Origin of the sequence: Pseudomonas sp. JBR1 (assembly GCF_028198185.1) — a bacterium.
Lineage (GTDB): Bacteria > Pseudomonadota > Gammaproteobacteria > Pseudomonadales > Pseudomonadaceae > Chryseomonas > Chryseomonas oryzihabitans_E.
The window spans coordinates 937,580-959,733 of sequence record NZ_CP116340.1 but is presented as its reverse complement, the minus strand read 5'-3'; the positions used below and the strand labels follow the sequence as shown (position 1 = coordinate 959,733).

General features: G+C 65.1%; 17 protein-coding genes. 5 read left to right on the top strand and 12 right to left on the bottom strand.

The features are described from left to right. Window positions 1-3,111, top strand: coding sequence for an efflux RND transporter permease subunit (locus tag PJ259_RS04660; protein ID WP_271654918.1), 3,111 nt, complete (start codon window positions 1-3; stop codon window positions 3,109-3,111). Further along, entirely contained in the window at window positions 3,108-4,589 is a 1,482-nt protein-coding gene (locus tag PJ259_RS04655; protein WP_271654917.1) for an efflux transporter outer membrane subunit, read from the top strand. Before PJ259_RS04660 ends, PJ259_RS04655 begins: the two co-directional genes overlap by 4 nt. 51 nt (window positions 4,590-4,640) lie before the next feature. On the opposite strand, the gene PJ259_RS04650 is transcribed toward PJ259_RS04655, so the two are convergent. Then, entirely contained in the window at window positions 4,641-4,952 is a 312-nt protein-coding gene (locus PJ259_RS04650) for an SCP2 sterol-binding domain-containing protein (RefSeq protein ID WP_140216302.1), read from the bottom strand. Window positions 4,953-5,211: 259 nt separating this feature from the next. Here PJ259_RS04650 and sohB point away from each other — a divergent pair, with 259 nt between their 5' ends. Next, complete coding sequence (gene sohB, locus PJ259_RS04645) at window positions 5,212-6,237, top strand: protease SohB (protein ID WP_271654916.1); 1,026 nt, start codon at window positions 5,212-5,214, stop codon at window positions 6,235-6,237. A 41-nt stretch (window positions 6,238-6,278) separates the two neighbouring features. After that, window positions 6,279-7,271 carry a YhdH/YhfP family quinone oxidoreductase gene (locus tag PJ259_RS04640; RefSeq protein ID WP_059314934.1) on the top strand — a complete coding sequence of 331 codons (993 nt, stop codon included), beginning with the start codon at window positions 6,279-6,281 and terminating at the stop codon, window positions 7,269-7,271. Between the two features lie 57 nt (window positions 7,272-7,328). Here PJ259_RS04640 and PJ259_RS04635 read toward each other — a convergent pair whose 3' ends face one another. The 9 genes from PJ259_RS04635 to PJ259_RS04595 form a co-directional block, all read right to left on the bottom strand. Beyond that, a complete protein-coding gene (locus tag PJ259_RS04635) occupies window positions 7,329-7,829 on the bottom strand; it encodes a DUF934 domain-containing protein (protein ID WP_271654915.1) in 501 nt (166 codons plus the stop codon). Further along, window positions 7,813-9,471 carry a nitrite/sulfite reductase gene (locus PJ259_RS04630; RefSeq protein ID WP_271654914.1) on the bottom strand — a complete coding sequence of 553 codons (1,659 nt, stop codon included), beginning with the start codon at window positions 9,469-9,471 and terminating at the stop codon, window positions 7,813-7,815. The genes PJ259_RS04635 and PJ259_RS04630 overlap by 17 nt, the downstream gene beginning before the upstream one ends. A 202-nt stretch (window positions 9,472-9,673) precedes the next feature. Beyond that, window positions 9,674-10,489: an iron uptake system protein EfeO gene (gene efeO, locus PJ259_RS04625; RefSeq protein ID WP_271654913.1), complete on the bottom strand. Its 816-nt coding sequence runs from the start codon at window positions 10,487-10,489 to the stop codon at window positions 9,674-9,676. A 21-nt stretch (window positions 10,490-10,510) separates the two neighbouring features. Beyond that, window positions 10,511-11,803, bottom strand: coding sequence for an iron uptake transporter deferrochelatase/peroxidase subunit (gene efeB, locus PJ259_RS04620; protein WP_271654912.1), 1,293 nt, complete (start codon window positions 11,801-11,803; stop codon window positions 10,511-10,513). Further along, window positions 11,800-12,999: an iron uptake system protein EfeO gene (gene efeO / locus PJ259_RS04615; RefSeq protein WP_271654911.1), complete on the bottom strand. Its 1,200-nt coding sequence runs from the start codon at window positions 12,997-12,999 to the stop codon at window positions 11,800-11,802. Before efeO (PJ259_RS04615) ends, efeB begins: the two co-directional genes overlap by 4 nt. Further along, window positions 12,996-13,853, bottom strand: a complete 858-nt coding sequence (gene efeU / locus PJ259_RS04610; protein WP_059314928.1) for an iron uptake transporter permease EfeU — start codon at window positions 13,851-13,853, stop codon at window positions 12,996-12,998. The genes efeO (PJ259_RS04615) and efeU overlap by 4 nt, the downstream gene beginning before the upstream one ends. A 150-nt stretch (window positions 13,854-14,003) precedes the next feature. Continuing rightward, complete coding sequence (locus tag PJ259_RS04605) at window positions 14,004-15,026, bottom strand: YncE family protein (RefSeq protein WP_271654910.1); 1,023 nt, start codon at window positions 15,024-15,026, stop codon at window positions 14,004-14,006. Between the two features lie 51 nt (window positions 15,027-15,077). After that, window positions 15,078-15,482, bottom strand: coding sequence for a hypothetical protein (locus PJ259_RS04600; RefSeq protein WP_059314926.1), 405 nt, complete (start codon window positions 15,480-15,482; stop codon window positions 15,078-15,080). A 100-nt stretch (window positions 15,483-15,582) separates the two neighbouring features. Then, a complete protein-coding gene (locus PJ259_RS04595) occupies window positions 15,583-16,611 on the bottom strand; it encodes an RNA methyltransferase (protein WP_271654909.1) in 1,029 nt (342 codons plus the stop codon). 85 nt (window positions 16,612-16,696) lie between these two features. Between PJ259_RS04595 and PJ259_RS04590 the strand changes: the two genes are divergently transcribed. Further along, a complete protein-coding gene (locus tag PJ259_RS04590; RefSeq protein WP_007158402.1) occupies window positions 16,697-16,999 on the top strand; it encodes a DUF1883 domain-containing protein in 303 nt (100 codons plus the stop codon). Window positions 17,000-17,034: 35 nt separating this feature from the next. Here the strand turns inward: PJ259_RS04590 and PJ259_RS04585 are convergent, their stop codons facing one another. After that, on the bottom strand, window positions 17,035-18,162 hold the full coding sequence (locus PJ259_RS04585; protein WP_271654908.1) for a PQQ-dependent sugar dehydrogenase: 1,128 nt from the start codon (window positions 18,160-18,162) through the stop codon (window positions 17,035-17,037). Window positions 18,163-18,255: 93 nt separating this feature from the next. Continuing rightward, window positions 18,256-21,972: a methionine synthase gene (gene metH / locus PJ259_RS04580; RefSeq protein WP_271654907.1), complete on the bottom strand. Its 3,717-nt coding sequence runs from the start codon at window positions 21,970-21,972 to the stop codon at window positions 18,256-18,258. Window positions 21,973-22,154 lie beyond the last annotated feature (182 nt).

The window sequence follows — 22,154 nt, the reverse complement described above, 5'->3', positions numbered from 1 at the left end:
GTGAATCTTTCGGCGCCTTTCATCGCCCGGCCGGTGGCGACCCTGCTGCTGAGCCTGGCCTTGCTGCTGCTTGGTGCCATCGCCTTCCGGCTACTGCCGGTCGCGCCCCTGCCGCAAATGGATTTCCCGACCATCACGGTGTCGGCGACGCTGTCCGGTGCCAGTCCTCAGGTGATGGCTTCCAGCGTGGCGACGCCCCTGGAGCGCTCGCTGGGCACCATAGCCGGCATCAGCTCCATGACCAGCCGGAGCAGCCAGGGCTCGACCCAGATCATCATCCAGTTCGATCTGGATAAGAACGTCAACACCGCTGCCCGCGAGGTGCAGGCGGCCATCAATGCCTCGCGCAACCTGCTGCCCAGCGGCATGCGCCAGATGCCGCGCTATCGCAAGGTCAATCCGTCCCAGGCACCCATCATGGTGTTCTCCCTGACCTCCAAGACCCTGAGCAAGGGCGAGCTCTATGACCTCGCTTCGACGGTCCTGGCCCAGAGCCTGTCCCAGGTCAACGGGGTCGGCGAGGTACAGATCGGCGGTAGCTCCCTGCCGGCGGTACGCATCGAGCTGGAGCCGCGACAGCTGGAGCACTATGGGCTGGCGCTGGACGACGTCCGTACCGCGATCAACAGCGCCAACCAGCGTCGACCCAAGGGGGCGGTGGCCAATGACGAGCACAACTGGCAGATCCAGGCCAACGATCAGCTGTTCAAGGCTGCCGACTATGCGCCCCTGATCATCCGCTACCAGGACGGTGCGGCGCTGCGCCTGCGCGATGTCGCCAAGGTCAGCGACGCCGTGGAGGACCGCTACAACGCCGGCTTCTACAACGACCAGAGCGCGGTACTGCTGGTGGTCAACCGGCAGGCCAACGCCAACATCATCGAGACCATCGCTGCGCTCAAGGCGCGCCTGCCGGCGCTGGAAGCCATCGTCCCGGCCAGTGCCCGGATGGAGGTGGCCATGGACAGGTCGGGGGTGATCAAGGCCACCCTGCACGAAGCCGAGCTGACCCTGGTCATCGCCGTCTTCCTGGTGATTGGCGTGGTCTGGCTGTTTCTCGGCCGGCTGCGCAGCGCGGTGATCCCGGCCCTGGCGGTGCCCATCTCGCTGGTAGGCACCTTCGCCGTCATGTACGTCCTCGGCTTCTCGCTCAACACCCTGTCGCTGATGGCGCTGATCCTGGCGGCGGGGCTGGTGGTGGACGATGCCATCGTGGTTCTGGAAAACATTGCCCGGCACATCGACAACGGCATGGCGCCGCTCAAGGCCGCCTACCAGGGCACCCGCGAGGTGGGCTTCACCCTGTTGTCGATGAACGTTTCCCTGGTGGCCGTCTTCGTCGCCATTCTCTTCATCGGCGGCATCGTCGAGAAGCTGTTCCGTGAATTCTCCCTGACTCTGGCCGCCGCCATCCTGGTCTCCCTGGTGGTGTCCCTGACGCTGACGCCCATGCTGTGCGCCCGTTGGCTCAGGCCTCATGATCCCGCGAACGAGAGCCGGCTGCAGCGCTTCAGCGAGCGTGCCCATCGGCGCCTGGTGGCCGGCTACGACCGGACCCTCGGCTGGGCATTGCGCCATCGCCGGCTGACGCTGCTGAGCCTGATCGCCACCATAGCGCTCAACGTGGTGCTCTATGTGGTGGTGCCCAAGACCTTCATGCCGCAGCAGGACACCGGGCAACTGATTGGTTTCATCCGTGGCGACAACGCCCTGTCGTTCCAGGTCATGCAGCCCAAGATCGAGATCCTGCGCAAGTCGCTGCTGGCCGATCCGGCGGTGGACAGTGCCTCCGGCTTCGTCGGCAGCTCCGGTTCCGGCAGCGGGGTGAACAACGCGGTGATGCTGATCCGCCTCAAGCCCATCGCCGAGCGCAAGCTGGATGCGCAAAAGGTCATCGAGCGCATCCGCGCCAATGCGCCCAAGGTGCCGGGCGCCCAACTCTTCCTCATGGCCGACCAGGACCTCAGATTCGGCGGTCGCCAGCAGAGCACCTCCTCCTACGAGTACAACCTGCTCTCCGGCGATGTCCAGCTGCTGCAGGTCTGGCAACCCAAGGTGCTGGCCGCGCTCAAAGCACTGCCGGAGCTGACCGCGGTGGATGGACGCGAGGGCAGCACCCAGCAGATCACCCTGCAGATCGACCGGGAGAAGGCCAAGCGACTGGGCGTGGACATGGAGACCGTCGCCGCGGTGCTCAACAACTCCTTTGCCCAGCGGCAGATCTCGACCATCTACGAGCCGCTCAACCAGTACAAGGTGGTGATGGAGATCAACCCGCGCTATGCCCAGGACCCGACCGTCCTGGACCAGATCCGCGTCATCACCAGTCGCGGCGCCCAGGTGCCGCTGTCGGCTTTCGCCCATTACACCAACAGCCTCGCCGAGGACCGCGTCACCCACGACGGCCAGTTCGCCTCGGAAAGCATCAACTTCGATCTGGCGCCGAACGTCAGCCTAGAGCAGGCGACCCGCGCGGTGCAGCGTGCGGTGGCCGCCATCGGATTGCCGACCGATGTCCAGGGTCGCCTGGGCGGATCCGCCAACATCTTCGCCAGTACCGTCTCCGGGCAGCCGCTGATGATCCTCGGCGCCCTGGTGCTGGTCTACATCGTGCTCGGTGTGCTCTACGAGAGCTACGTGCATCCGCTGACCATTCTTTCGACGCTGCCGTCGGCAGGGGTAGGGGCCTTGCTGGCCATCCAGGTCACGGGTGGCCAGTTCAGCCTGATTTCCATGCTTGGCCTGTTCCTGTTGATCGGGGTGGTGAAGAAGAACGCCATCATGATGGTGGACCTGGCGCTACAGTTGGAGCGCCAGCAGGGGCTGACGCCCGAGGAGGGCATCCGTCAGGCCTGCCTGCTGCGTCTGAGGCCGATCCTGATGACTACCATGGCCGCCATCCTGGGCGCCGTGCCGCTGCTGATCGGCAATACCGAAGGCGCCGAGATGCGCCAGCCACTGGGCCTGGTGATCGTCGGGGGCCTGGTCTTGAGCCAGATCCTCACGCTCTACACCACTCCGGTGGTCTATCTCTATTTCGAACGCCTGCGCCGCCGCGTCAATCGCTGGCGCGGCATCCGTACCGACGCTGCCCTGGATACGCCGCTATGACCCCACTCCTGCGCCTGCCGACGCTGACCCTGGCACTGTTGCTGGCCGGCTGTACCCTGGGCCCGGACTACCAGCGACCAACCACCACGGTGCCGGTCGCGTATCGGCATGCCGAGGGCTGGCAGGCTGCCGCGCCCAAGGACCTGGACATCCGCGGGGATTGGTGGCGCCGCTATGATGATCCGACCCTGGATCGCCTGATGGTCCAGCTCAACCAGCGCAACCAGAGTCTGGCCCAGGCCGAAGCCACCTATCGGCAATCCCTCGCGCTGGTGCGCCAGGCACGGGCCTCGCTGTTTCCCACCCTGTCCAGCAGCCTGGGCGCGACCCGCTCCGGTCGCGGCGGCGGTTCGGGCAGCAACACCGTCATCCGCAATTCCAGTGGGACCAGCAGTACCTTCAGCAGTGGAGGCGTCAGCACCATCAACAACTCCTACGACGCCAGCCTCGGCGTGAGCTGGGAGGTCGATCTCTGGGGGCGCGTGCGCCGCCAGGTGGAATCGGATCGGGCCACTGCCCAGGCCAGCGCCGCGGAGCTGGCGGCTACCCGCCTGAGTCTGCAGACGCAACTGGCTACCAACTACCTCCAGCTACGGGTGCTGGACGCCCAGCAGCGTCTGCTCGACGCCACCGTGGCGGCCTATGAGCGTTCCCTGCGGCTGACCCAGAACCAATATCGCGCCGGCATCGTCACCCCGGCCGACGTCGCCCAGGCCACTACCCAGCTCAAGAGCACCCAGGCCGACGCCATCGACCTCCGGTACCAGCGCGCCCAACTGGAAAACGCCATCGCGGTGCTGGTGGGTGAGGTACCCGCCAACTTCCAGCTGGCTGCGGTGAAGGCCATTCCCCAACTGCCACCGCTGCCGAGCGCCGTGCCCTCGGCGCTGCTGGAACGGCGGCCGGACATCGCCCAGGCCGAGCGCCAGGTCATGGCTGCCAATGCCGCCATCGGCGTGGCGGAAGCCGCCTACTATCCCGACCTGACCCTGAGCGCCAGCGGCGGCTACAGCGCCAGCCAATGGGGCAACCTGGTGAGCACACCGAATCGCTTCTGGTCGATCGGGCCGTCCTTTGCCCTGGCGCTGTTCGATGGGGGGCTGCGCCGGGCCCAGGTGGAGTCCGCCGAGGCCAGTTACGATGCCCGCGTGGCCGGCTATCGCCAGACCGTGCTCGACGGTTTCCGCGAGGTGGAAGACTACCTGGTGCAGCTGCGGACCTATGACGACGAGGCCGGCGTGCGCCAGGAGGCCCTGGACGCCGCGCGCCGCGCCTTGCAGCTGGCGGAGAACCAGTACCAGGCCGGGCTGATCGACTACCTCAATGTGGTCACCCTACAGACCACCGCGCTTAGCAACGAACGCACCAACCTGACCTTGCTGGGCAGTCGCCTCAGCACCAGCGTCCAGCTGATCGCGGCGCTCGGTGGCGGCTGGGACGGCAACCTCACGCCGCCCGAGCCGCCGCGGCGGCCCTGATCCCAGGCACGAAAAAGCCGGGCGATTGCCCGGCTTTTTCTCGACTGACGCTTAGTTGGGGAAGAGTTCGCCCAGCTTCATGCTCAGCATCATGTTGCCTTCGACGCGCAGCTTGCCCGACATGAAGGCCTGCATGCCGTCGGTCTCGCCGCTGACGATGCCGGCCAGGGTGGCCTGGTCCATGATCAGGGTGCAGTCCGGGTCGGTCGCATCGCCCTGCTGGACGTCGCAAGTACCGTCCTTGATGACCACGTAGTAGTTGTCGCCGCCCTCGACGTCGAACTGATAGGTGAGATCCAGGCCGGCCGCGGCGGACGGATCGAACTTGCTCTTCAGGGTGGCGATGGCATCGGCTGCGCTCATGGCGAGGGTCCTTGTGGTCTTTATCGGTAAGGCCAGGTCATGGCGATCTGGCAGGGGCACGCGACCGAGGGTAGGGGGCGGCAGGAGCCCTGTCAACGGATATTCATACGCTTGTTTGAAAGCCCGGAGGCCGAGCACGTCCTGATCCGGGCGGTCGAGGGTGCGGCCTGGAGAACAGGTTGAAGGTAGCCGAGTTTCTATCGGTCCGACGACTCGGTATGCTGAGCAGGGCACTGCTGCCGCCATCCTAGGAGAGTCCGTGGAGTTTCTTGCCGACTATGCCAGTTTCCTGGCCAAAACCGTCACCGTGGTGGTCGCCATCATCGCCGTGCTGCTGTTCACCGCCGCCGTCCGTGGCCGCAATCGGCGCAGCTCGGCCGGCCAGCTTCAGGTCCAGAAGCTCAACGACTTCTATCGCGATCTACGCTTGAGATTGCAGCAGAGCGTGCTGGGCAAGGAAGCCTTCAAGGCGCTGCGCAAACGTGAGACCAAGGCCGAAAAGACCAAGCGCAAGAGCGAGTCCGGCAAGTCGCGGGTCTATGTGCTCGATTTCCACGGCGACATCAAGGCCACGGCCAACGAACACCTGCGCAACGAGATCACCGCGGTGTTGACCCTCGCCACACCCAAGGACGAGGTGGTGGTGCGCCTGGAAAGCGGCGGTGGCCTGGTCCACAGCTATGGCCTGGCTGCCTCGCAGCTGGCGCGCATCCGCCAGGCGGGAATCCCGCTGACCATCTGCGTCGACAAGGTGGCGGCCAGCGGTGGCTACATGATGGCCTGCATCGGCGACCGTATCCTCAGCGCGCCTTTCGCCATCCTCGGCTCCATTGGCGTGGTCGCCCAGCTGCCCAACGTCCATCGCCTGCTGAAGAAGCATGATGTGGACTTCGAGGTGTTCACCGCCGGCGAATACAAGCGCACCGTCACCGTGTTCGGCGAGAACGACGAGAAGGGCAAGGAAAAATTCCAGCACGACCTGGACACCACCCATGTCCTGTTCAAGAACTTCGTCGCCCACTATCGGCCGCAACTCAATATCGACGAGGTCGCCACCGGCGAGGTCTGGCTGGGCCAGGCCGCACTCGGCAAGCAACTGGTGGACGAGTTGCGCACCAGCGACGAATACCTGGCCGAGCGGGCCCAGGTGGTCGAGGTCTTCTCCCTGCGTTTCGTCGAGAAGAAGTCTCTGCCCGAACGCCTGGGCATGGCCGCAAGCCTCGGCGTCGATCGCCTCGTGACCACCTGGTGGGAGCGCCTGGCCGAGTCGACCCGCTGGCGCTGAGGTCGATAACTCCATAACAAGATTTCGAGGGAGGATCTGCGATGAGCAATTTCCAGGCGCTCTGGGTGACCGAAGGGGCCCATGGCGCTTTCCGGCAAGAGGTGGTGACGCGCACCCTGGACGACCTGCCCGAGGGCGAGGTGCTGATCCGGGTGCGCTACTCATCCCTCAACTACAAGGATGCGCTGTCGGCCATCGGCAACCGCGGCGTGACCCGGCGTTATCCCCATACCCCCGGCATCGACGCCGCCGGCGTGGTGGAAGCCTCCAGCGCCGCCGAATTCGCCGTGGGCGATGAGGTCATCGTCACCGGCTATGACCTGGGCATGAATACCGCGGGTGGTTTCGGCCAGTACGTCCGCGTTCCGGCGGCCTGGGTGATCCGCCGTCCGCACAACCTCGGCCTGCGGGAAGCCATGGTGCTGGGCACTGCCGGTCTCACCGCGGCCCTGTGCGTCGAGAAGCTCGAACAGATGGGCCTGACTCCCGAGGCTGGCACCGTACTGGTGACCGGTGCCAGCGGTGGCGTCGGCAGCCTGGCGGTCAAGCTGTTGGCCCGGCTCGGCTACCACGTCGCCGCATCGACCGCCAAGCTGGAGCGGGCGGAGTGGCTGCATCGGCTGGGCGCCCGCCAGATCCTCGATCGCGCGACCCTGGCCGACGGCGTCGGCAAGCCGCTGCTGGATCAGCAGTGGGCCGGGGCGGTGGATACCGTGGGTGGTGACATCCTCTTCAACGTCATCAAGTCGCTGGAGTACGGCGGCAGCGTGGCCTGCTGTGGCATGACCGCTGGCACCACATTCGAAGCGGGGGTCTTTCCCTTCATCCTGCGCGGAGTGAACCTGCTGGGCGTCGATTCCGTCGAGTTGCCACTGATGGCCAAGGCCGCGCTCTGGGACAAGCTTTCGGTGCAATGGAAGCTGGACGACCTGGACAGCCTGACCCGGGAGATCGGCCTCGAAGAACTGCCCGATACCATCAGCCAGATCCTGGCGGGAAAGATGGTGGGTCGCGTGGTGGTCGATCTCGGTTGAGCGATCCCAGGCAAAAAAAAACCCGCCGCGGCGGGTTTTCTTTTGCGTCCGAGGCGGTCAGGCCTGACGACGGCGGAACAGCGGTTCTGGCTGATCCACTGCGCTCTGGTAGGTCACGCTGAAGTCGCGCAGACCAGCCAGGGCCGCTTCCGGATCGCGGTCAGCGCGCACCACGTAGGCATCGAAGCCACAGCGCTTGAGAAAGAACAGCTGGTCCTGCAGGACATCACCAATGGCGCGCAGCTCGCCGGTCCAGCCGAAGCGTTCGCGCAGCAGGCGGGCATAGGAATAGCCGCGCCCATCGACGAACGCCGGGAAGTTGATGGCGATCAGGGCGAAGTGCTCCAGATCACCGGCGATGCTCTCCGGCTCTTCGTCGCTGTCCAGCCAGATACCCAGGCGGCCGTCGCGGCAGGTGAGGGCATGGCCGTGTTCCAGCCACAGCGCGGCCGGAATGATCACGTCGTCGCTGTTGGGGACGTCTTCGAAGGCGACGTCCTTGGGCAGCAGGTGCCAGTTGTCGGTGACCAGCTGGTCGCCCTTAATGATTCTTTGCATAGACGCGCTCCTTGAAGGGGTCGATACCGATACGACGGTAGGTGTCGATGAAGCGCTCGTCTTCGGTGCGTTGCTCGACGTAGACGTTGATCAGCTTGCCGATCACCTCGGGCATCTGGTCCTGGGCGAAGGAGGGGCCGAGGATCTTGGCCAGGGTGGCGTCACGGCCGGCGTCGCCGCCCAGGGATACCTGGTAGAACTCCTCGCCCTTCTTGTCCACGCCGAGGATGCCGATGTGGCCGACGTGGTGGTGGCCGCAGGCGTTCATGCAGCCGGAGATGTTGAGGTCCAGCTCGCCGATGTCGAACAGATAGTCCAGGTCGTCGAAACGGCGCTGGATGGATTCGGCGATGGGAATCGACTTGGCGTTGGCCAGGGAGCAGAAGTCGCCACCGGGGCAGCAGATGATGTCGGTCAGGAGGCCGATGTTGGGCGTGGCGAAGCCATGCTCGCGCAACTCGTGCCAGAGCTCCAGCAACTGGTCCTGACGGACGTCGGCGAAGATGACGTTCTGCTGGTGCGAGGTGCGCAGCTCGCCGAAGCTGTAGCGATCGGCCAGGTCGGCCATGGCATCCAGCTGGCGGTCGGTGACGTCACCCGGCGCCACGCCAGTGGGCTTCAGCGACAGGGTCACGGCGACATAGCCCGGACGCTTGTGGCGGAAGGTGTTGCGCTGCCGCCAGCGGGCGAAGCCGGGGTGCTCGGCGTCCAGGCGGGCGAGGGCCTCGTCCTGGTCCTGCAGGTCGGCATAGGCCGGGTCGACGAAGAAGGCCGAGACCCGTGCGACCTCGGCGTCGGTCAGGGTGATGGGGCCGTCCTTGAGGTGGGCCCATTCGGCCTCGACCTTCTCGGCGAAGACCTCGGCGCCCAGTGCCTTGACCAGGATCTTGATGCGCGCCTTGAACTTGTTGTCCCGGCGACCATAGCGGTTGTAGACCCGCAGCGTGGCTTCCAGGTAGCTGAGCAGGTGCTGCCAGGGCAGGAATTCGCGAATGAACGCACCGGTATGGGGGGTACGGCCCTGACCGCCACCGACCAGGACGCGGAAGCCCAGCTCGCCGGCGTCGTTGCGCACCGCTTCTAGGCCGATGTCGTGCACCTCGATGGCGGCGCGGTCCAGGGCAGCGCCATTGACGGCGATCTTGAATTTGCGCGGCAGGAAGGCGAATTCGGGGTGGAAGGTCGACCACTGGCGGATGATCTCGCACCAGGGGCGCGGATCGACCAGCTCGTCATGGGCGACACCAGCGAACTGGTCGGTGGTGGTGTTGCGGATGCAGTTGCCGCTGGTCTGGATGGCATGCATCTGCACGGTGGCCAGCTCGGCAAGGATCTCGGGGACGTCTTCCAGCTCGGGCCAGTTGAACTGGAAGTTCTGGCGGGTACTGATGTGGGCGTAACCCTTGTCGTAGTCGCGAGCGATCTGCGCCAGCTTGCGCACCTGTTTGGTGTTCAGCAGGCCATAGGGTACGGCGACGCGCAGCATGGGCGCATAGCGCTGGATATAGAGACCGTTCTGCAGGCGCAAGGGGCGGTATTCTTCACCGCCGAGCTCTCCGGCCAGGAAGCGGCGGGTCTGGTCGCGAAACTGGGCGACACGTTCTTCGACGATCCGCTGATCGTACTGATCGTAAACGTACATGGTCATCCTGCTGTCAGGCGGCGCGCACGGCTGCGCGTGATCGAAGTCTTGGGCACCCGAAGGGTGCTCTGGCGACTTTTCTAGGTCGTGCACGATAGCAGCAGGTCTATATGCTTAAAAGCGATGTTTCTTTATATATAAATCTATTCCGGCGATAAGCGAAGATGAGGCGGGCGGCGCCGGATGCCGCCCACCTGGGGCCTTAATTGAGGCCCAGCTTGCCGCGCAAGGTGGAGAGGTCTTCGGCCAGGGTATTGACCGGGCCGACCAGGGCCTTGCGATCACGCTCGCTGACCTTGTCGTAGGTCTCGAAGCCGCCATCCTTGGTCTTGTACTTGGCCAGGATCTTGTCGACGGTGGCGAAGTTCTTGTCGACCTTGGCGACGAAGGCCTTGTCCTGCTTCTCTATCTGCGGGCGAAACAGGTCGACGATCTTCTTGGCGCCGTCGACGTTGGCCTGGAAATCGTACAGATCGGTATGGCTGTAGCGTTCTTCCTCACCCGACACCTTGGTCGCCGCCACTTCCTCCATCAGCGCCGCGGCGCCACCCACGACCTTTTCCGGCGGGAAGGTCAGGCCGTCGACACGGCTCTGCAGGTCCTTGACGTCCTCCAGCAGCTTGTCGGCGATGGGACCCTGGCCCTCGGTGGTGTTCTGGGTGAAGAGGGCGTGTTCCAGACGGTGGAAGCCGGTGAAGTCCTCGGATTTGACGCCTTGTTCATGGTCGTCTTCACGGGAGTCGATGGCGGCGTCCAGGTCGCTGAAGAGTTCGGCGATGGGCTCGACCTGCTCGTAGGAGACCCGCGTCGGTGCATAGAGCTTGCGCGCGGTAGCCAGGTCGCCACGCTTGACCGCCGCAGTAAAGGCCTGGGTCTGCTCGGTGAGCTTGGCGAGGTTGTCGGTGACGTAGATCTTGTAGTCGGAGATGGGGCCGACCAGATCCAGCGGCGAGTTGGCGGCGAAGGCCGGCGTGGCCAGGGCCAGACCGAGGGCAACGGCGAGGAACGAGCGTTTCATTCGACTTCTCCTGTCGAGGGTTTAAAGCGGTGCGGCTGCCAGCAGGCTGCGGCCGAGATAGTCCTTTGGATCGGTGATGCCTGGCAGCACGAAGAAGTAACCGCCGCCGATGGGCTTGATGTATTCCTCCAGAGGCTCGCCATCCAGACGTTTCTGCACGGCGATGAAGCCCTGTTCCAGGTCCGCCTGGTAGGCGATGAACAGCAGGCCCATGTCGAGCTGGCCGTTCTTGCGCACGCCATTGGAGTAGTTGAAGGGGCGGCGCAGGATCAGGTTGCGCTGGCTCTCCGGGGTGCGGGGATTGGCCAGGCGGATGTGGGCGTCCAGCGGTGTGACCTTGCCCTTGGGGTCGCTCTCGTAGTCCGGCACGTCGGTCTCGTGACCGCCGGCCATGGGGGCGCCACTGGCCTTGCGCCGGCCGAAGATGGCTTCTTGCTCCTGCAGTGGGGTGCGATCCCAGCGCTCGACGAAATTGCGGATGATGCGTACCGCCTGGTAGCTGCCCTGGGCAGCCCAGGCGGGCTCACCGCTGTCGGGCTGGACCCAGACGATGCGATCCATCGCCTGTCGGTCGGTGGAGTCTGGATTGGCGGAACCGTCGCGAAAGCCCAGGAAGTTGCGCGCGCTCTCCGCCGGTTGTCCGGGCGGCGGATCCTGCACCGGCACGCTGCCTTCCTGCTTCCAGCGGATCACCAGGAGGTCGGGCAGGTTCTTCAGGATGTCGCGCAGGGCGTGGATGTTGGTGTCCGGGGTGTTGGCGCAGAACTGCAGGCAGAGATCGCCATGGCAGCAGTCCGCTTCCAGGGCGTCGTTGGGAAAGCCGGTCATGCGCTGCAGCTGCCGCGGCTTGACCTCGCTCAGGCCGAAACGATCATCGAACAGCGACTCGCCCACCGAGACGGTGACGGTGAGGTTGTCCGGCGTCACCACCGGGCCGAGGATGCCCGAATCCAACGGCGGCAGCTTGGGATCCACCTCGGGGACCGGGCCGCCTTGCATCAGGAAGCGAATACGCTCGTCGAGGGTACGCAGCAACCGTTCCAGGTCTTCACGGTCATTGGCCAGCACATCGAAGGCCACGATCATCCCAGCAGCCGGGCGCGGGGTGACGATGCCGCTCTGATGCCGGCCGAAGAAGTCCTGGTGCTGATGGGTATTGGCGCTGCCAGGGGCGCGGGTCACCTCGGCGGTGCTGGCCGCCCGGGCATGCATCGGGCAGAGGCCGGCGCCGGCCAGGGCCAGGCCGGTGGCGCCGAGGCCACCCAGCAGGCGGCGACGGTCGATGTTGGGCTGATCGGGGGCGGACTTCTTCATGGCATGGTCTTGGTCGCGGCAAGGCCCAGGGCCGGGGCGACCTGGTCGAGGGAGTCGGCCAGGGCCTGGGCCGCCGTAGCGATGCGGTGGCGGTCGTCGGTGGACAGGGCGGTGTAGGGGCGCTGGACATCGCCCAAGGCGTCGGCGAAGGCCTGGGCCTGGGTGTCGAGGCGCTGTTGCAGATCCGCATGACCCTTGCTCAGCAGCGGACGCAACAGGTCGATCACCTTGCGCGTACCTTCCAGGTTGGCGGCGAAGCCTGGCAGGACGAGTTGGCTGTAGCGTTCTTCCTCACCCGAGATCCGGGTGCTGGCCAGGTTGTGCAGCAGGCGCGCGGCATTGCCGCTGAGCTGCTCGGGTGGCAGCGACTGGCCGAGGAGCGCATCGCGCAGTGCGGCGGCGTCCTGGTGCAAACGGTCGGCGACCGGCTCCAGGCCCTGGGTGCTGTTGCCAGCGAACAGGCCTTGTTCGAGGCGATGGAAGCCGCCAAAGGCCGGATCCTGTTCGCGTTTTTCGTAGTAGTCGGCGCGGGCATTGAGGCGATTGTCCAGCTCGGCGAAGCGCTGCGCGGTCGCCGCCAGGCGCTGGTAAGGCAGACGGGCAGCGGCATAGTCGGTGCGCGCTTGGTTCAGGTCACCCGCGGCCAGCGCCTGCTGCAGGGTGGCGATGCCCTGCAGCAACAGCCGGCTCTGCTGATTCAGGTAGACGCGGTACTCCGACAAGGGACCAACGAATTGGGTCAGGGTCGGGCCCGCCTTGCTGGCGGCTTCCGAAGCGGCCGTGGGTAGCACCTTCAGCGTCCCGCGCGGATTGCTCAGGAGGCCGCAGGTGATGGCGTAGTCCCCGGGTGCCAGGGTGGCATTGATGACCTGGCTGAGGCCGGGGGCGATGTTCTCGCGCTCCTCGACCACGAGGACGCCATCGAGGATCTCCCACTCCACCGCTCGATCCGAACGGTTGACGATGCGGAAGCGTGCTGGTCCGGCGGGTACTTCGAGCGCATTGGGTTCGCAGCGGTTGGCCAGGATCTCGACCCTGACTTCGCCATCGCTCACCTCGGCATGGCGCTGGCCAGCCGAGCGCGAGGCATAGTAGAAGGCAGCGGCCGCCACGATCAGCAGAGTCGCGGAGCCGATCACGGCCAGGCGCATCGCCAGTGAGCTGCTCTTCGGCGGATGAGGGGTGGGGTTACTCACGACGGGCGCTCCAGCGAGGCGTTGGAAGTAGCGGTGATCGGGCGCTGGGGCGGCGCCGGGGTGCGGAAGAACAGCGGCAGGGTCACGGCCAGGAACAGCAGATAGGCGCCGAGGGTGCTGACGGTGGGAGTGTCCTGGTAGCCGAACATGCCGGACAGCACGGTGCCGATCGGGCCGTCCGCGGGCAGCAGGTGGCTCCAGTCGAAGACCACCTGCTGCAGCGCATTCCACAGCCCGGCCTCATGCAGGGCCTTGATCGAATTGGTGAACAGGCCAGCGGCGACGAAGAGGATGAACAGGCCGGTGAAGCGAAAGAACTTGCCCAGGTTCAGCCGTACACCGCCGGTATAGAGGCCATAGCCCACCGCGATGGCGATGATCAGCCCCAGCAGGGCGCCCAGGGGCGCACCGGGGCCAGCGCTCTGCTGGAAGATGGCGAGCAGGAAGAACACGGTTTCCAGGCCCTCGCGCGCGACGGCCAGGAACACCATGCCGATCAGGGCATAGACCTGGTTGCGTGAGGCGGACAGGGCATTTTCCAGGGAGTCGTGCAGCTCGGTCTTGATCGAGCGCGCCGCCTTGCGCATCCAGAACACCATGGAGGTGAGGATGGCCGTGGCGGCCAGGCCGACGATCGCCTCGAACAGCTCCTGCTGGCGTTGCGGAAATTCGGCACTGGCCAGCTGCAGGCCGGCGCCGACGAACAGCGACAGGGCAGCAGCCAGCATCACGCCGATCCAGACCGCAGGCATCCAGTGTCCGCGACCGGTACGTTGCAGGTAGCTGGCGATGATGCCAACGATAAGCGCCGCTTCGATGCCTTCGCGGAGCATGATCAAAAAGGGAACGAGCATGAAAGCTATCACCGACATAAGCGAAGGGGCGCGAAGGCGCCCGGAGGTCGGTGATTTGTATCACAATGATTCGGATTGTTAAATGAGGATGATTCTCGTGCCGCCGGAATCCGCTCGGTTGCTTGCAGCGGATCACGGTGCTGGCAGGATTCAGGCCTGGAAGACCACCGCGGTATCCGGCGCCTTGCCGGTGGCGAAGCGGCGAATCTCGCGCCAGTTGCGCAGGTCGACCACTGCCAACTGGTTGTCTTCCAGCGCTGCGAACAGACGTTCGCCCCGGGCGTCGAGATTGAGCCCCGGCACGGCGCTACCCATGGGCAGATAGGCGACTTCGGCGAGGGTATCGGGCCGGAGCAGCGAAAGACTCTTGTCCGCCAGATTGGAGACCAGCAGGCGACCATCTGGCAGCGCAGCCACGCGCACGGCTTCGCCACGCAGCTTGACCTGGTGGATCGGGGTCAAGTCGCGGGCGTCCAGCGCATGGAGGATGCCGGCGAAGCGATCCAGCACATAGAAGATGCGCTCGTCGGGACTCAGGCAGCAGCCTTCCGGCGCCTGGCCGAGATATTTCTTCACCGGCAGCACGGCCGGATTATGCGCATCCACCAGGATCACCAGGCCGCTGAGGGTATCGGCGACATAGGCGCGACGCCCATCGCGGGTCAGCACGAAGTAGTGGCTGCGGGTACCGCCCACCGGGACGATCTGACTGGGTGATTCGGCGGTGGCGGGCTGGTCGAAGCGAATGAGCAGCGAATCGGTCTCGCTGAGCACATAGAGGCGACCCTGGTCATCCAGGCGCATGCCGTGCAGGCGGTGATAGGGCGACAGGTCGATGGACCGTACCAGTCGGCGCTCGGCCAGATCGATCACGCTGACCTGATGCCCCCCTTCGCCGGGTGCCTGCCAGCTCTTGACCCCATATTGGCCGACATAGGCATAGCGGCCTTGGCGATCGGCGACGATCTCATGGGGCTGCTCGGGTAGTTCGAGGCTGCCGATGCGCTTGCCATCGGCCAGACGATAGAAGCCAACGCCGGGGGCTTCCTTCTCGACCAGGGCGAGGTATTCATCGCCCGCCGCGAATGCGTGGAGCGGATAGCCGCCCAGCAGGGGCAGGGCGGCGCTGGCAGCCAGCAGGCCGAGGGTCTGACGGCGATTCAGGTGGGGCATAGGAAGTCTCCCGATGGGCAAGCCTCCCTGCCAGGGTCAAGCGAATCCGTGCTACTCGAATAGACCCTTGAACCAGGTCCAAACTCCGAAGGAGTAGTCGGGAAAGATGTCGATGCCCAGCGCGGACTTCAGCAGATAGAGCAGCACCAGCCCCACGAGACCGCAGGCCAGCAGGATCGCCGCCAGCACCGTGGCCTTGCCGAGCAGGGACAATTCCTGCTCCAGGCGCGAGAGCTGACGGTAGTTGCGACCGGCGAGGAAGACGAAGTAGTAACGGCGGTGCCAGAACTTGACGGTGCCGCGCAGATCGACGCTGTGCTTGCCCCAGCTGCGGGTGCCGAAGGCCAGCTTGAGGGCTTCCAGCTGCTCTTCGGTAAAGGATTCGCGCAGCTCTTCGGGCAGGCGTTCCTTCAGACCGGCGATGAAGGGGTCGTGGCGTTTGATGCGATCCTGCATGGAAAAACTTCCCTCTGAATGGTGCGAGTGCACTCTGAGGGGCCGCCCGGCCTGGCGTTCCGCCACACCTGATGGGCGGGGCCAGGCGCGGGACGATCGGTCAGGCGCTGACGCGTCTTGGCCGCAGCACCTCGGCCCGGGCCCGCAACTGGCCGCAACCGCCATCGACATCCTGGCCGGCGGAATTGCGGACCTTGGTGAGGAGGCCGCGGCTGTGCAGGTAGCGCACGATCTGCACGATGCGCTCGCCATCGGGGCGCTGGTAGTCATCCACTTCCAGGCTGTTGTAGGGGATCAGATTGAGCACGCCGTATTTGCCCTTCATCAGGCGCAGCAGTTCGTCCATTTCTTCCTGACTGTCGTTGATGCCGGCGAGGAGCGTCCACTGGTACTGGATCGGATAGCCGATTAGTCGGGCATAGGCTTCACCCTGTTCGATCAGCTCGCCCGGTTCGTAGCGCGGCGCCTTGGGCAGCAGGTGGGCCCGGCGCTCGGCATTGGTACTGTGCAGCGACAGCGCCAGTGCCGGCCTGACCGCCTGCTGGGGCAGTCGCTCGAATACCCGTGGATCGCCGACAGTGGAAAACACCAGGTTGCGATGGCCGATACCGCCGGCGGTGCCCAGCAGGTCGATGGCTTCCAGCACGTTGTCCAGGTTGTGCGCAGGCTCGCCCATGCCCATGAAGACGACCTTTTTCACCGCCCTGATCCGTCGCGCCAGGGCGACCTGGGCGACGATCTCGGCACTGCCCACCTGGCGCAGCAGGCCGCTCTTGCCGGTCATGCAGAAGACGCAGCCCACTGCGCAGCCAACCTGGGACGACACACAGAGCCCGTCACGCGGCAACAGCACACTTTCCACCGCCTGACCGTCGCCCAGGGTCACCAGCATCCGTGCCGAACCGTCGGCTCCCGGGTGCTCCGAGGTCACCCGGGCCAGACCTTCCAGCCGCGCGGTCAGCGCCGGGATGGCATGGCGCACCTCCAGCGGCAGGAAGTTTTCCGCCTGCTGGCGGCGGGTACCGGTGTCCAGGGGTAGTCCCTGGCACCAGGCGCGCAGGATTCTGGCGCTGTGTTTGGGCTTGGCGCCGGCATCGGCGAGCAACTGGACGACATCGGAAATACGCATGGGAAAAGGGCAGGTCGAGGGCGGGCGGGGATAATAGGACAGGGCAGGGATGCTATCCTAGTCCTTTGCAAGACGAGGACCCGTCATGAAGTTCATCCACCAGCGCGAGCATCTCAACGAGGGCGACCTGGTCGTCATCCAGAGTTCGGGGGTGTGCAACATCCGCCTGATGAACGATGCGAATTTCCGCAGCTTCAAGAACGGCGGCCGCCATACCTATCATGGCGGCGCCTTCGATACCTTTCCGGCGCGCATCACCGTACCCAGCACCGGCTTCTGGAACATCACCCTGGATACCGTCACCAAGCGGCCGATCAGCGTGACCCGCAAGCCCGACATCAAGCACTCGATCAAGATCGTCCGCCGCTCGCCCTCCGAGCTGCGCTGAGGCAGCGGTCACCCTAACCTGGGTGACCCTGACCGTCACTTCGGCTGCAGCTCCAGCAGCCTGGCATTGGCGCCGTCTTCCAGTACCCAGAGACTGCCGTTTGGCCCTTCCTCGACGTCACGGATGCGCGTGCCCATGGCATAGCGCTCCACTTCGCGCGCCTCCTCGCCCTTGAGTTCGACCCGCACCAGCGCCTTGGACGACAACCCGCCGATGAAGGCATTGCCCTGCCAGGCCGGGAAGCGTTCGCCGCCATAGATCATCAGTCCGGCAGGGGAGATCACCGGTGTCCAGGTCACCTTTGGCGGGATGAATTCCGGGCGGGTGGAATGATCCGGAATCGGCTTGCCGCCATAGTGGTCGCCGTTGGAGACCTCAGGGTAGCCGTAGTTGCCGCCGCGCTGGATCAGGTTGAGTTCGTCGCCACCCTGGGGGCCCATTTCCTGTTCCCACAGCCGGCCTTGGGCATCGAAGGCGATACCCAGCGGATTGCGATGACCCAGCGACCAGACCTGGGCCGCCACGCCGCCTTGCTTGGCGAAGGGGTTGTCCGCGGGGACACTGCCATCGTCATTGAGGCGGATGAGCTTGCCCAGGTTGCCGGTCATGTCCTGGGCTGGCGTGAATTTCTGCCGCTCCCCCGAAGTGATCCACAGCTTGCCGTCCGGGCCGAATCTCATGCGATGGCCATAGTGACCGTTGCCACTGACCTTGGGCGTCTGCCGCCAGATCACCTCGAGATCGCCGAGCGCCCCGCTGCCGTCTTCTTTCAAGGTCAGCTTGGCACGGGCTACGGCGGCACCCTGGGTACCGTCTTCACCGGCTTCGGCATAACTCAGGTAGATCAGCCCGTTGCTGGCGTATTGCGGATGCAGGATGACATCGCCCAGTCCGCCCTGGCCGGCGGCGACCACCTTGGGCACGCCGCTGATGTCCTGGGCCTTGCCGGTCTGCACATTCAGGTGCTTGAGCACACCGCCTTTCTCGGTGACCAGGGCAGTGCCATCCGGCAGGAAGGCGATGGCCCAGGGCGCGTCCAGGGTGGCCCGTGGCGTGGCGGTGAAGGGCCACTGATCCTGGGAGAGGGCCTGGGGCGCGGCATTGGCGTTCAGGGTGGCGAGACCGAGCAGGAGACTGCCGGCAGCTAGGGTGAGACCTTTCATGGGCACGCTGTCCTCGTCGGTGGAAGTCCCTACACCCTAGTAGGGACGCCAGCGAAAAGGGCCGCGTTTTTGTTACCTGAGGCGTCTGCCAGACTAGTTGTCGTAGCCCAGGTTCGGCGCCAACCACCGCTCCGTTACCGCCAGCTCCTGGCCCTTGCGCTCGGTGTAGCTGCCGACCTGATCCTTGTCGATCTTGCCCACGGCGAAGTACTGGGCTTCGGGATGGGCGAAGTACCAGCCGCTGACCGCTGCTGCCGGGAACATGGCGTAGTGCTCGGTGAGGAAGACGCCGCTACGGCCGGCCTCGTTGAAGCTCGCCTCGGGATCCAGCAGCTTGAAGAGGGTGGCCTTCTCGGTGTGATCGGGGCAGGCCGGGTAGCCAGGGGCAGGGCGGATGCCCTTGTACTGCTCGCGGATCAAGGCCTCGTTGTCCAGGGTCTCGTCCGCGGCATAGCCCCAGTGTTCCTTGCGCACCTGCTCGTGCAGCCACTCGGCGCAGGCCTCGGCGAGGCGGTCGGCCAGCGCTTTCACCATGATCGAGTTGTAGTCGTCGCCCTTGCGCTCGTAATCCTTGGCCAGCTCTTCGGCGCCGATGCCCGCGGTGACGATGAAGCCACCCATGTAGTCGGTGACGCCGCTCTCCCTGGGCGCGACGAAGTCGGCCAGAGAAAGGTTGGGCTTGCCCTGGGGCTTGATGGTCTGCTGGCGCAGGTGGTGCAGGGTGGCCAGGGGTTGGCCGTCTTCACCATAGACTTCCAGATCGTCGTCGCGCACCTGGTTGGCCGGCCAGAAGCCGAACACGGCGCGCGCCTTGATCAGCTTCTCGTCGATCAGCTTGCTGAGCATGGCCTGGGCGTCGTGGAACAGCGCAGTGGCCGCTTCGCCGACCACTTCATCGGTGAGGATGCGTGGGTACTTGCCGGCCAGGTCCCAGGAGATGAAGAAGGGGGTCCAGTCGATGTATTCGGCCAATACCGCCAGGTCGATGTCTTCCAGCACCCGGGCACCGGTAAAGGTCGGTTTGGGCGCCTTATAGCCGAGCCAGTTGAAGGCCGGCTTGTTGGCCACGGCCTTTTCGTAGGAGAGGCGTTCGGTGCGGGCGCTGCGGTTGGCGGTGCGCTCGCGGACCTCGACGTAGTCGGCGCGGGTGCGCTCGACGAAGCCGGCCTTGAGTTCCTTGGACAGCAGCTGGGTAGCCACGCCCACCGCGCGGGAAGCGTCGGTGACATAGACCACGGCATCGTTCTTGTACTGCGGCTCGATCTTGACCGCGGTATGGGCCTTGGAGGTGGTGGCGCCGCCGATCATCAAGGGCAGGGTGAAGCCCTGGCGCTGCATTTCCTTGGCGACATGGACCATCTCGTCCAGCGAGGGGGTGATCAGGCCGGAGAGGCCGATGATGTCGCATTTCTCGGCGATGGCGGTCTGCAGGATCTTTTCCGCCGGGACCATGACACCCAGATCGACGATGTCGTAGCCGTTGCAACCCAGCACCACGCCGACGATGTTCTTGCCGATGTCGTGGACGTCGCCCTTGACCGTGGCCATGAGGATCTTGCCCTTTGCCTCGGGCTTGTCGCCTTTCTCCGCCTCGATGAAGGGGATCAGGTGAGCTACCGCCTGTTTCATCACCCGGGCGGACTTGACCACCTGGGGCAGGAACATCTTGCCCGAACCGAACAGGTCGCCGACCACGTTCATGCCGCTCATCAGCGGGCCTTCGATGACCTCGATAGGGCGCGCGCATTGCTGGCGGCACTCCTCGGTGTCCTCGACGATATAGGTGGTGATGCCCTTGACCAGCGCATGCTCCAGTCGCTTGCCCACCGGCAGGCCGCGCCATTCCTCGGTCTCGGCTTCCTTGACCGCGCCGCCGCCCCGGTAGTCGTCGGCGATGGCCAGCAGGGCGTCGGTGCCTGCCGGGGTGCGGTTGAGCACCACGTCCTCGACCCGCTCGCGCAGGGCGGCTGGGATCTCATCGTAGATCTCCAGCTGGCCGGCGTTGACGATGCCCATGGTCAGGCCGTTCTGGATGGCGTGGTAGAGGAAGACCGAGTGGATGGCCTCGCGCACCGGGTTGTTGCCGCGGAAGGAGAAGGAGACGTTGGACACGCCGCCGGAGGTGAGGGCGTAGGGCAGGTTGTCGCGGATATAGGCGCAGGCGTTGATGAAGTCGACGGCGTAGTTGTTGTGCTCCTCGATCCCGGTCGCCACCGCGAAGATGTTGGGGTCGAAGATGATGTCTTCCGGCGGGAAGCCCACCTGGTTGACCAGGATGTCGTAGGAGCGGGCGCAGATCTCGTTCTTGCGCGCCTCGGTGTCGGCCTGGCCGTCTTCGTCGAAGGCCATGACCACCACCGCAGCGCCATAGCGCTTGCATAGCTTGGCGTGGTGGATGAAGGCCTCGACGCCTTCCTTCATGGAGATGGAGTTGACGATGCCCTTGCCCTGGATGCACTTGAGGCCCGCCTCGATCACCTCCCACTTGGAGGAGTCGATCATGATCGGCACGCGGGAGATGTCCGGCTCGGAAGCGATCAGGTTGAGGAAGGTGACCATGGCCGCCTTCGAGTCCAGCATGCCCTCGTCCATGTTGATGTCGATGACCTGGGCGCCGGCCTCCACCTGTTGCTGGGCCACTTCCAGGGCCTCGGCATAGTTTTCTTCGCGGATCAGCCGGGCGAACTTGGCCGAGCCGGTGATGTTGGTGCGCTCGCCAACGTTGACGAACAGCGACTCGCGGCTGATGGTGAAGGGTTCCAGGCCCGAGAGGCGGCAGGCCTTGGGAATCTCCGGCAACTGGCGCGGCGCATGCCTGCCGACCGCCTCGGCGATGGCCTGGATATGCGCCGGGGTGGTGCCGCAGCAGCCGCCGACGATATTGAGCAGGCCGCTGGCGGCGAATTCCTCGACCACTGCGGCCATCTGCTCGGGGCTTTCGTCGTATTCACCGAAGGCGTTGGGCAGGCCGGCGTTGGGGTGGGCCGAGACGAAGGTATCGGCCTTGGTTGCCAGTTCCTCGACGTAGGGCCGCAGTTCCTTGGCGCCCAGGGCGCAATTGAGGCCGACCGAAATCGGCTGGGCGTGGCGCACCGAGTTCCAGAAGGCTTCGGTGGTCTGGCCGGACAGGGTGCGGCCGGAGGCGTCGGTGATGGTGCCGGAGATCATGATCGGCAGCTCGATGCCGACCTCCTCGAACACGCCCTGGACGGCAAAAATCGCCGCCTTGGCATTCAGGGTATCGAAGATGGTCTCGATCAGGATGAGATCGGCGCCGCCTTCGATCAGGCCGCGGGTAGCCTCGGTATAGTTCTCCACCAGCTCGTCGAAGGTGACGTTGCGATAGCCGGGGTTGTTGACGTCCGGGGAAATGGAGCAGGTACGGCTGGTGGGGCCGAGCACGCCGGCGACGAATCGCGGACGCTCCGGTGTCTCCAGGGTCTTGGCATCGGCTACCTCACGGGCGACCCGGGCACCGGCCAGGTTCAGCTCATAGGTGATCTCTTCCATACCGTAATCGGCCTGGGAGACCCGAGTGGCATTGAAGGTGTTGGTTTCCAGGATGTCCGCACCGGCATCCAGGTAGGCCTTTTCGATCTCGGCGATGATCTTCGGCTGGGTCAGCAGCAGCAGGTCATTGTTGCCCTTGACGTCACTCGGCCAGTCGGCGAAGCGTTCGCCCCGGTAGTCCGCTTCCTCCAGCCGATAGCTCTGGATCATGGTACCCATGCCGCCGTCGAGGATGAGAATGCGCTGCGCGAGGGCTTGGCGAAGGGCGGCGAGGCGAGCGGTGCGATCGGTCATGGGCATTCCACACAGATGAAGAGGCAAAGGACAAAGGCCGGCAGCATAGCAAAAGCCAAGGGTGCTCCCGGCATTGGAAGGTCTCTAGGATGAGCAATGCTCATACAGGGTCAGCGGCTCTTTCATTCTCAGCGTCGCCGCGATCCGGCGTGGTCGCCGTGCAAACCGCTGAAGCGCTGCTTTACTGT

Coding starts and splice junctions, on each gene's coding strand:
- PJ259_RS04655 (WP_271654917.1), top strand. CDS start 3,108: ATGACCCCACTCCTGCGCCTGCCGACGCTGACCCTGGCACTGTTGCTG.
- PJ259_RS04650 (WP_140216302.1), bottom strand. CDS start 4,952: ATGAGCGCAGCCGATGCCATCGCCACCCTGAAGAGCAAGTTCGATCCG.
- PJ259_RS04640 (WP_059314934.1), top strand. CDS start 6,279: ATGAGCAATTTCCAGGCGCTCTGGGTGACCGAAGGGGCCCATGGCGCT.
- PJ259_RS04635 (WP_271654915.1), bottom strand. CDS start 7,829: ATGCAAAGAATCATTAAGGGCGACCAGCTGGTCACCGACAACTGGCAC.
- PJ259_RS04630 (WP_271654914.1), bottom strand. CDS start 9,471: ATGTACGTTTACGATCAGTACGATCAGCGGATCGTCGAAGAACGTGTC.
- efeO (WP_271654913.1), bottom strand. CDS start 10,489: ATGAAACGCTCGTTCCTCGCCGTTGCCCTCGGTCTGGCCCTGGCCACG.
- efeB (WP_271654912.1), bottom strand. CDS start 11,803: ATGAAGAAGTCCGCCCCCGATCAGCCCAACATCGACCGTCGCCGCCTG.
- efeU (WP_059314928.1), bottom strand. CDS start 13,853: ATGCTCGTTCCCTTTTTGATCATGCTCCGCGAAGGCATCGAAGCGGCG.
- PJ259_RS04605 (WP_271654910.1), bottom strand. CDS start 15,026: ATGCCCCACCTGAATCGCCGTCAGACCCTCGGCCTGCTGGCTGCCAGC.
- PJ259_RS04600 (WP_059314926.1), bottom strand. CDS start 15,482: ATGCAGGATCGCATCAAACGCCACGACCCCTTCATCGCCGGTCTGAAG.
- PJ259_RS04595 (WP_271654909.1), bottom strand. CDS start 16,611: ATGCGTATTTCCGATGTCGTCCAGTTGCTCGCCGATGCCGGCGCCAAG.
- PJ259_RS04590 (WP_007158402.1), top strand. CDS start 16,697: ATGAAGTTCATCCACCAGCGCGAGCATCTCAACGAGGGCGACCTGGTC.
- PJ259_RS04585 (WP_271654908.1), bottom strand. CDS start 18,162: ATGAAAGGTCTCACCCTAGCTGCCGGCAGTCTCCTGCTCGGTCTCGCC.
- metH (WP_271654907.1), bottom strand. CDS start 21,972: ATGCCCATGACCGATCGCACCGCTCGCCTCGCCGCCCTTCGCCAAGCC.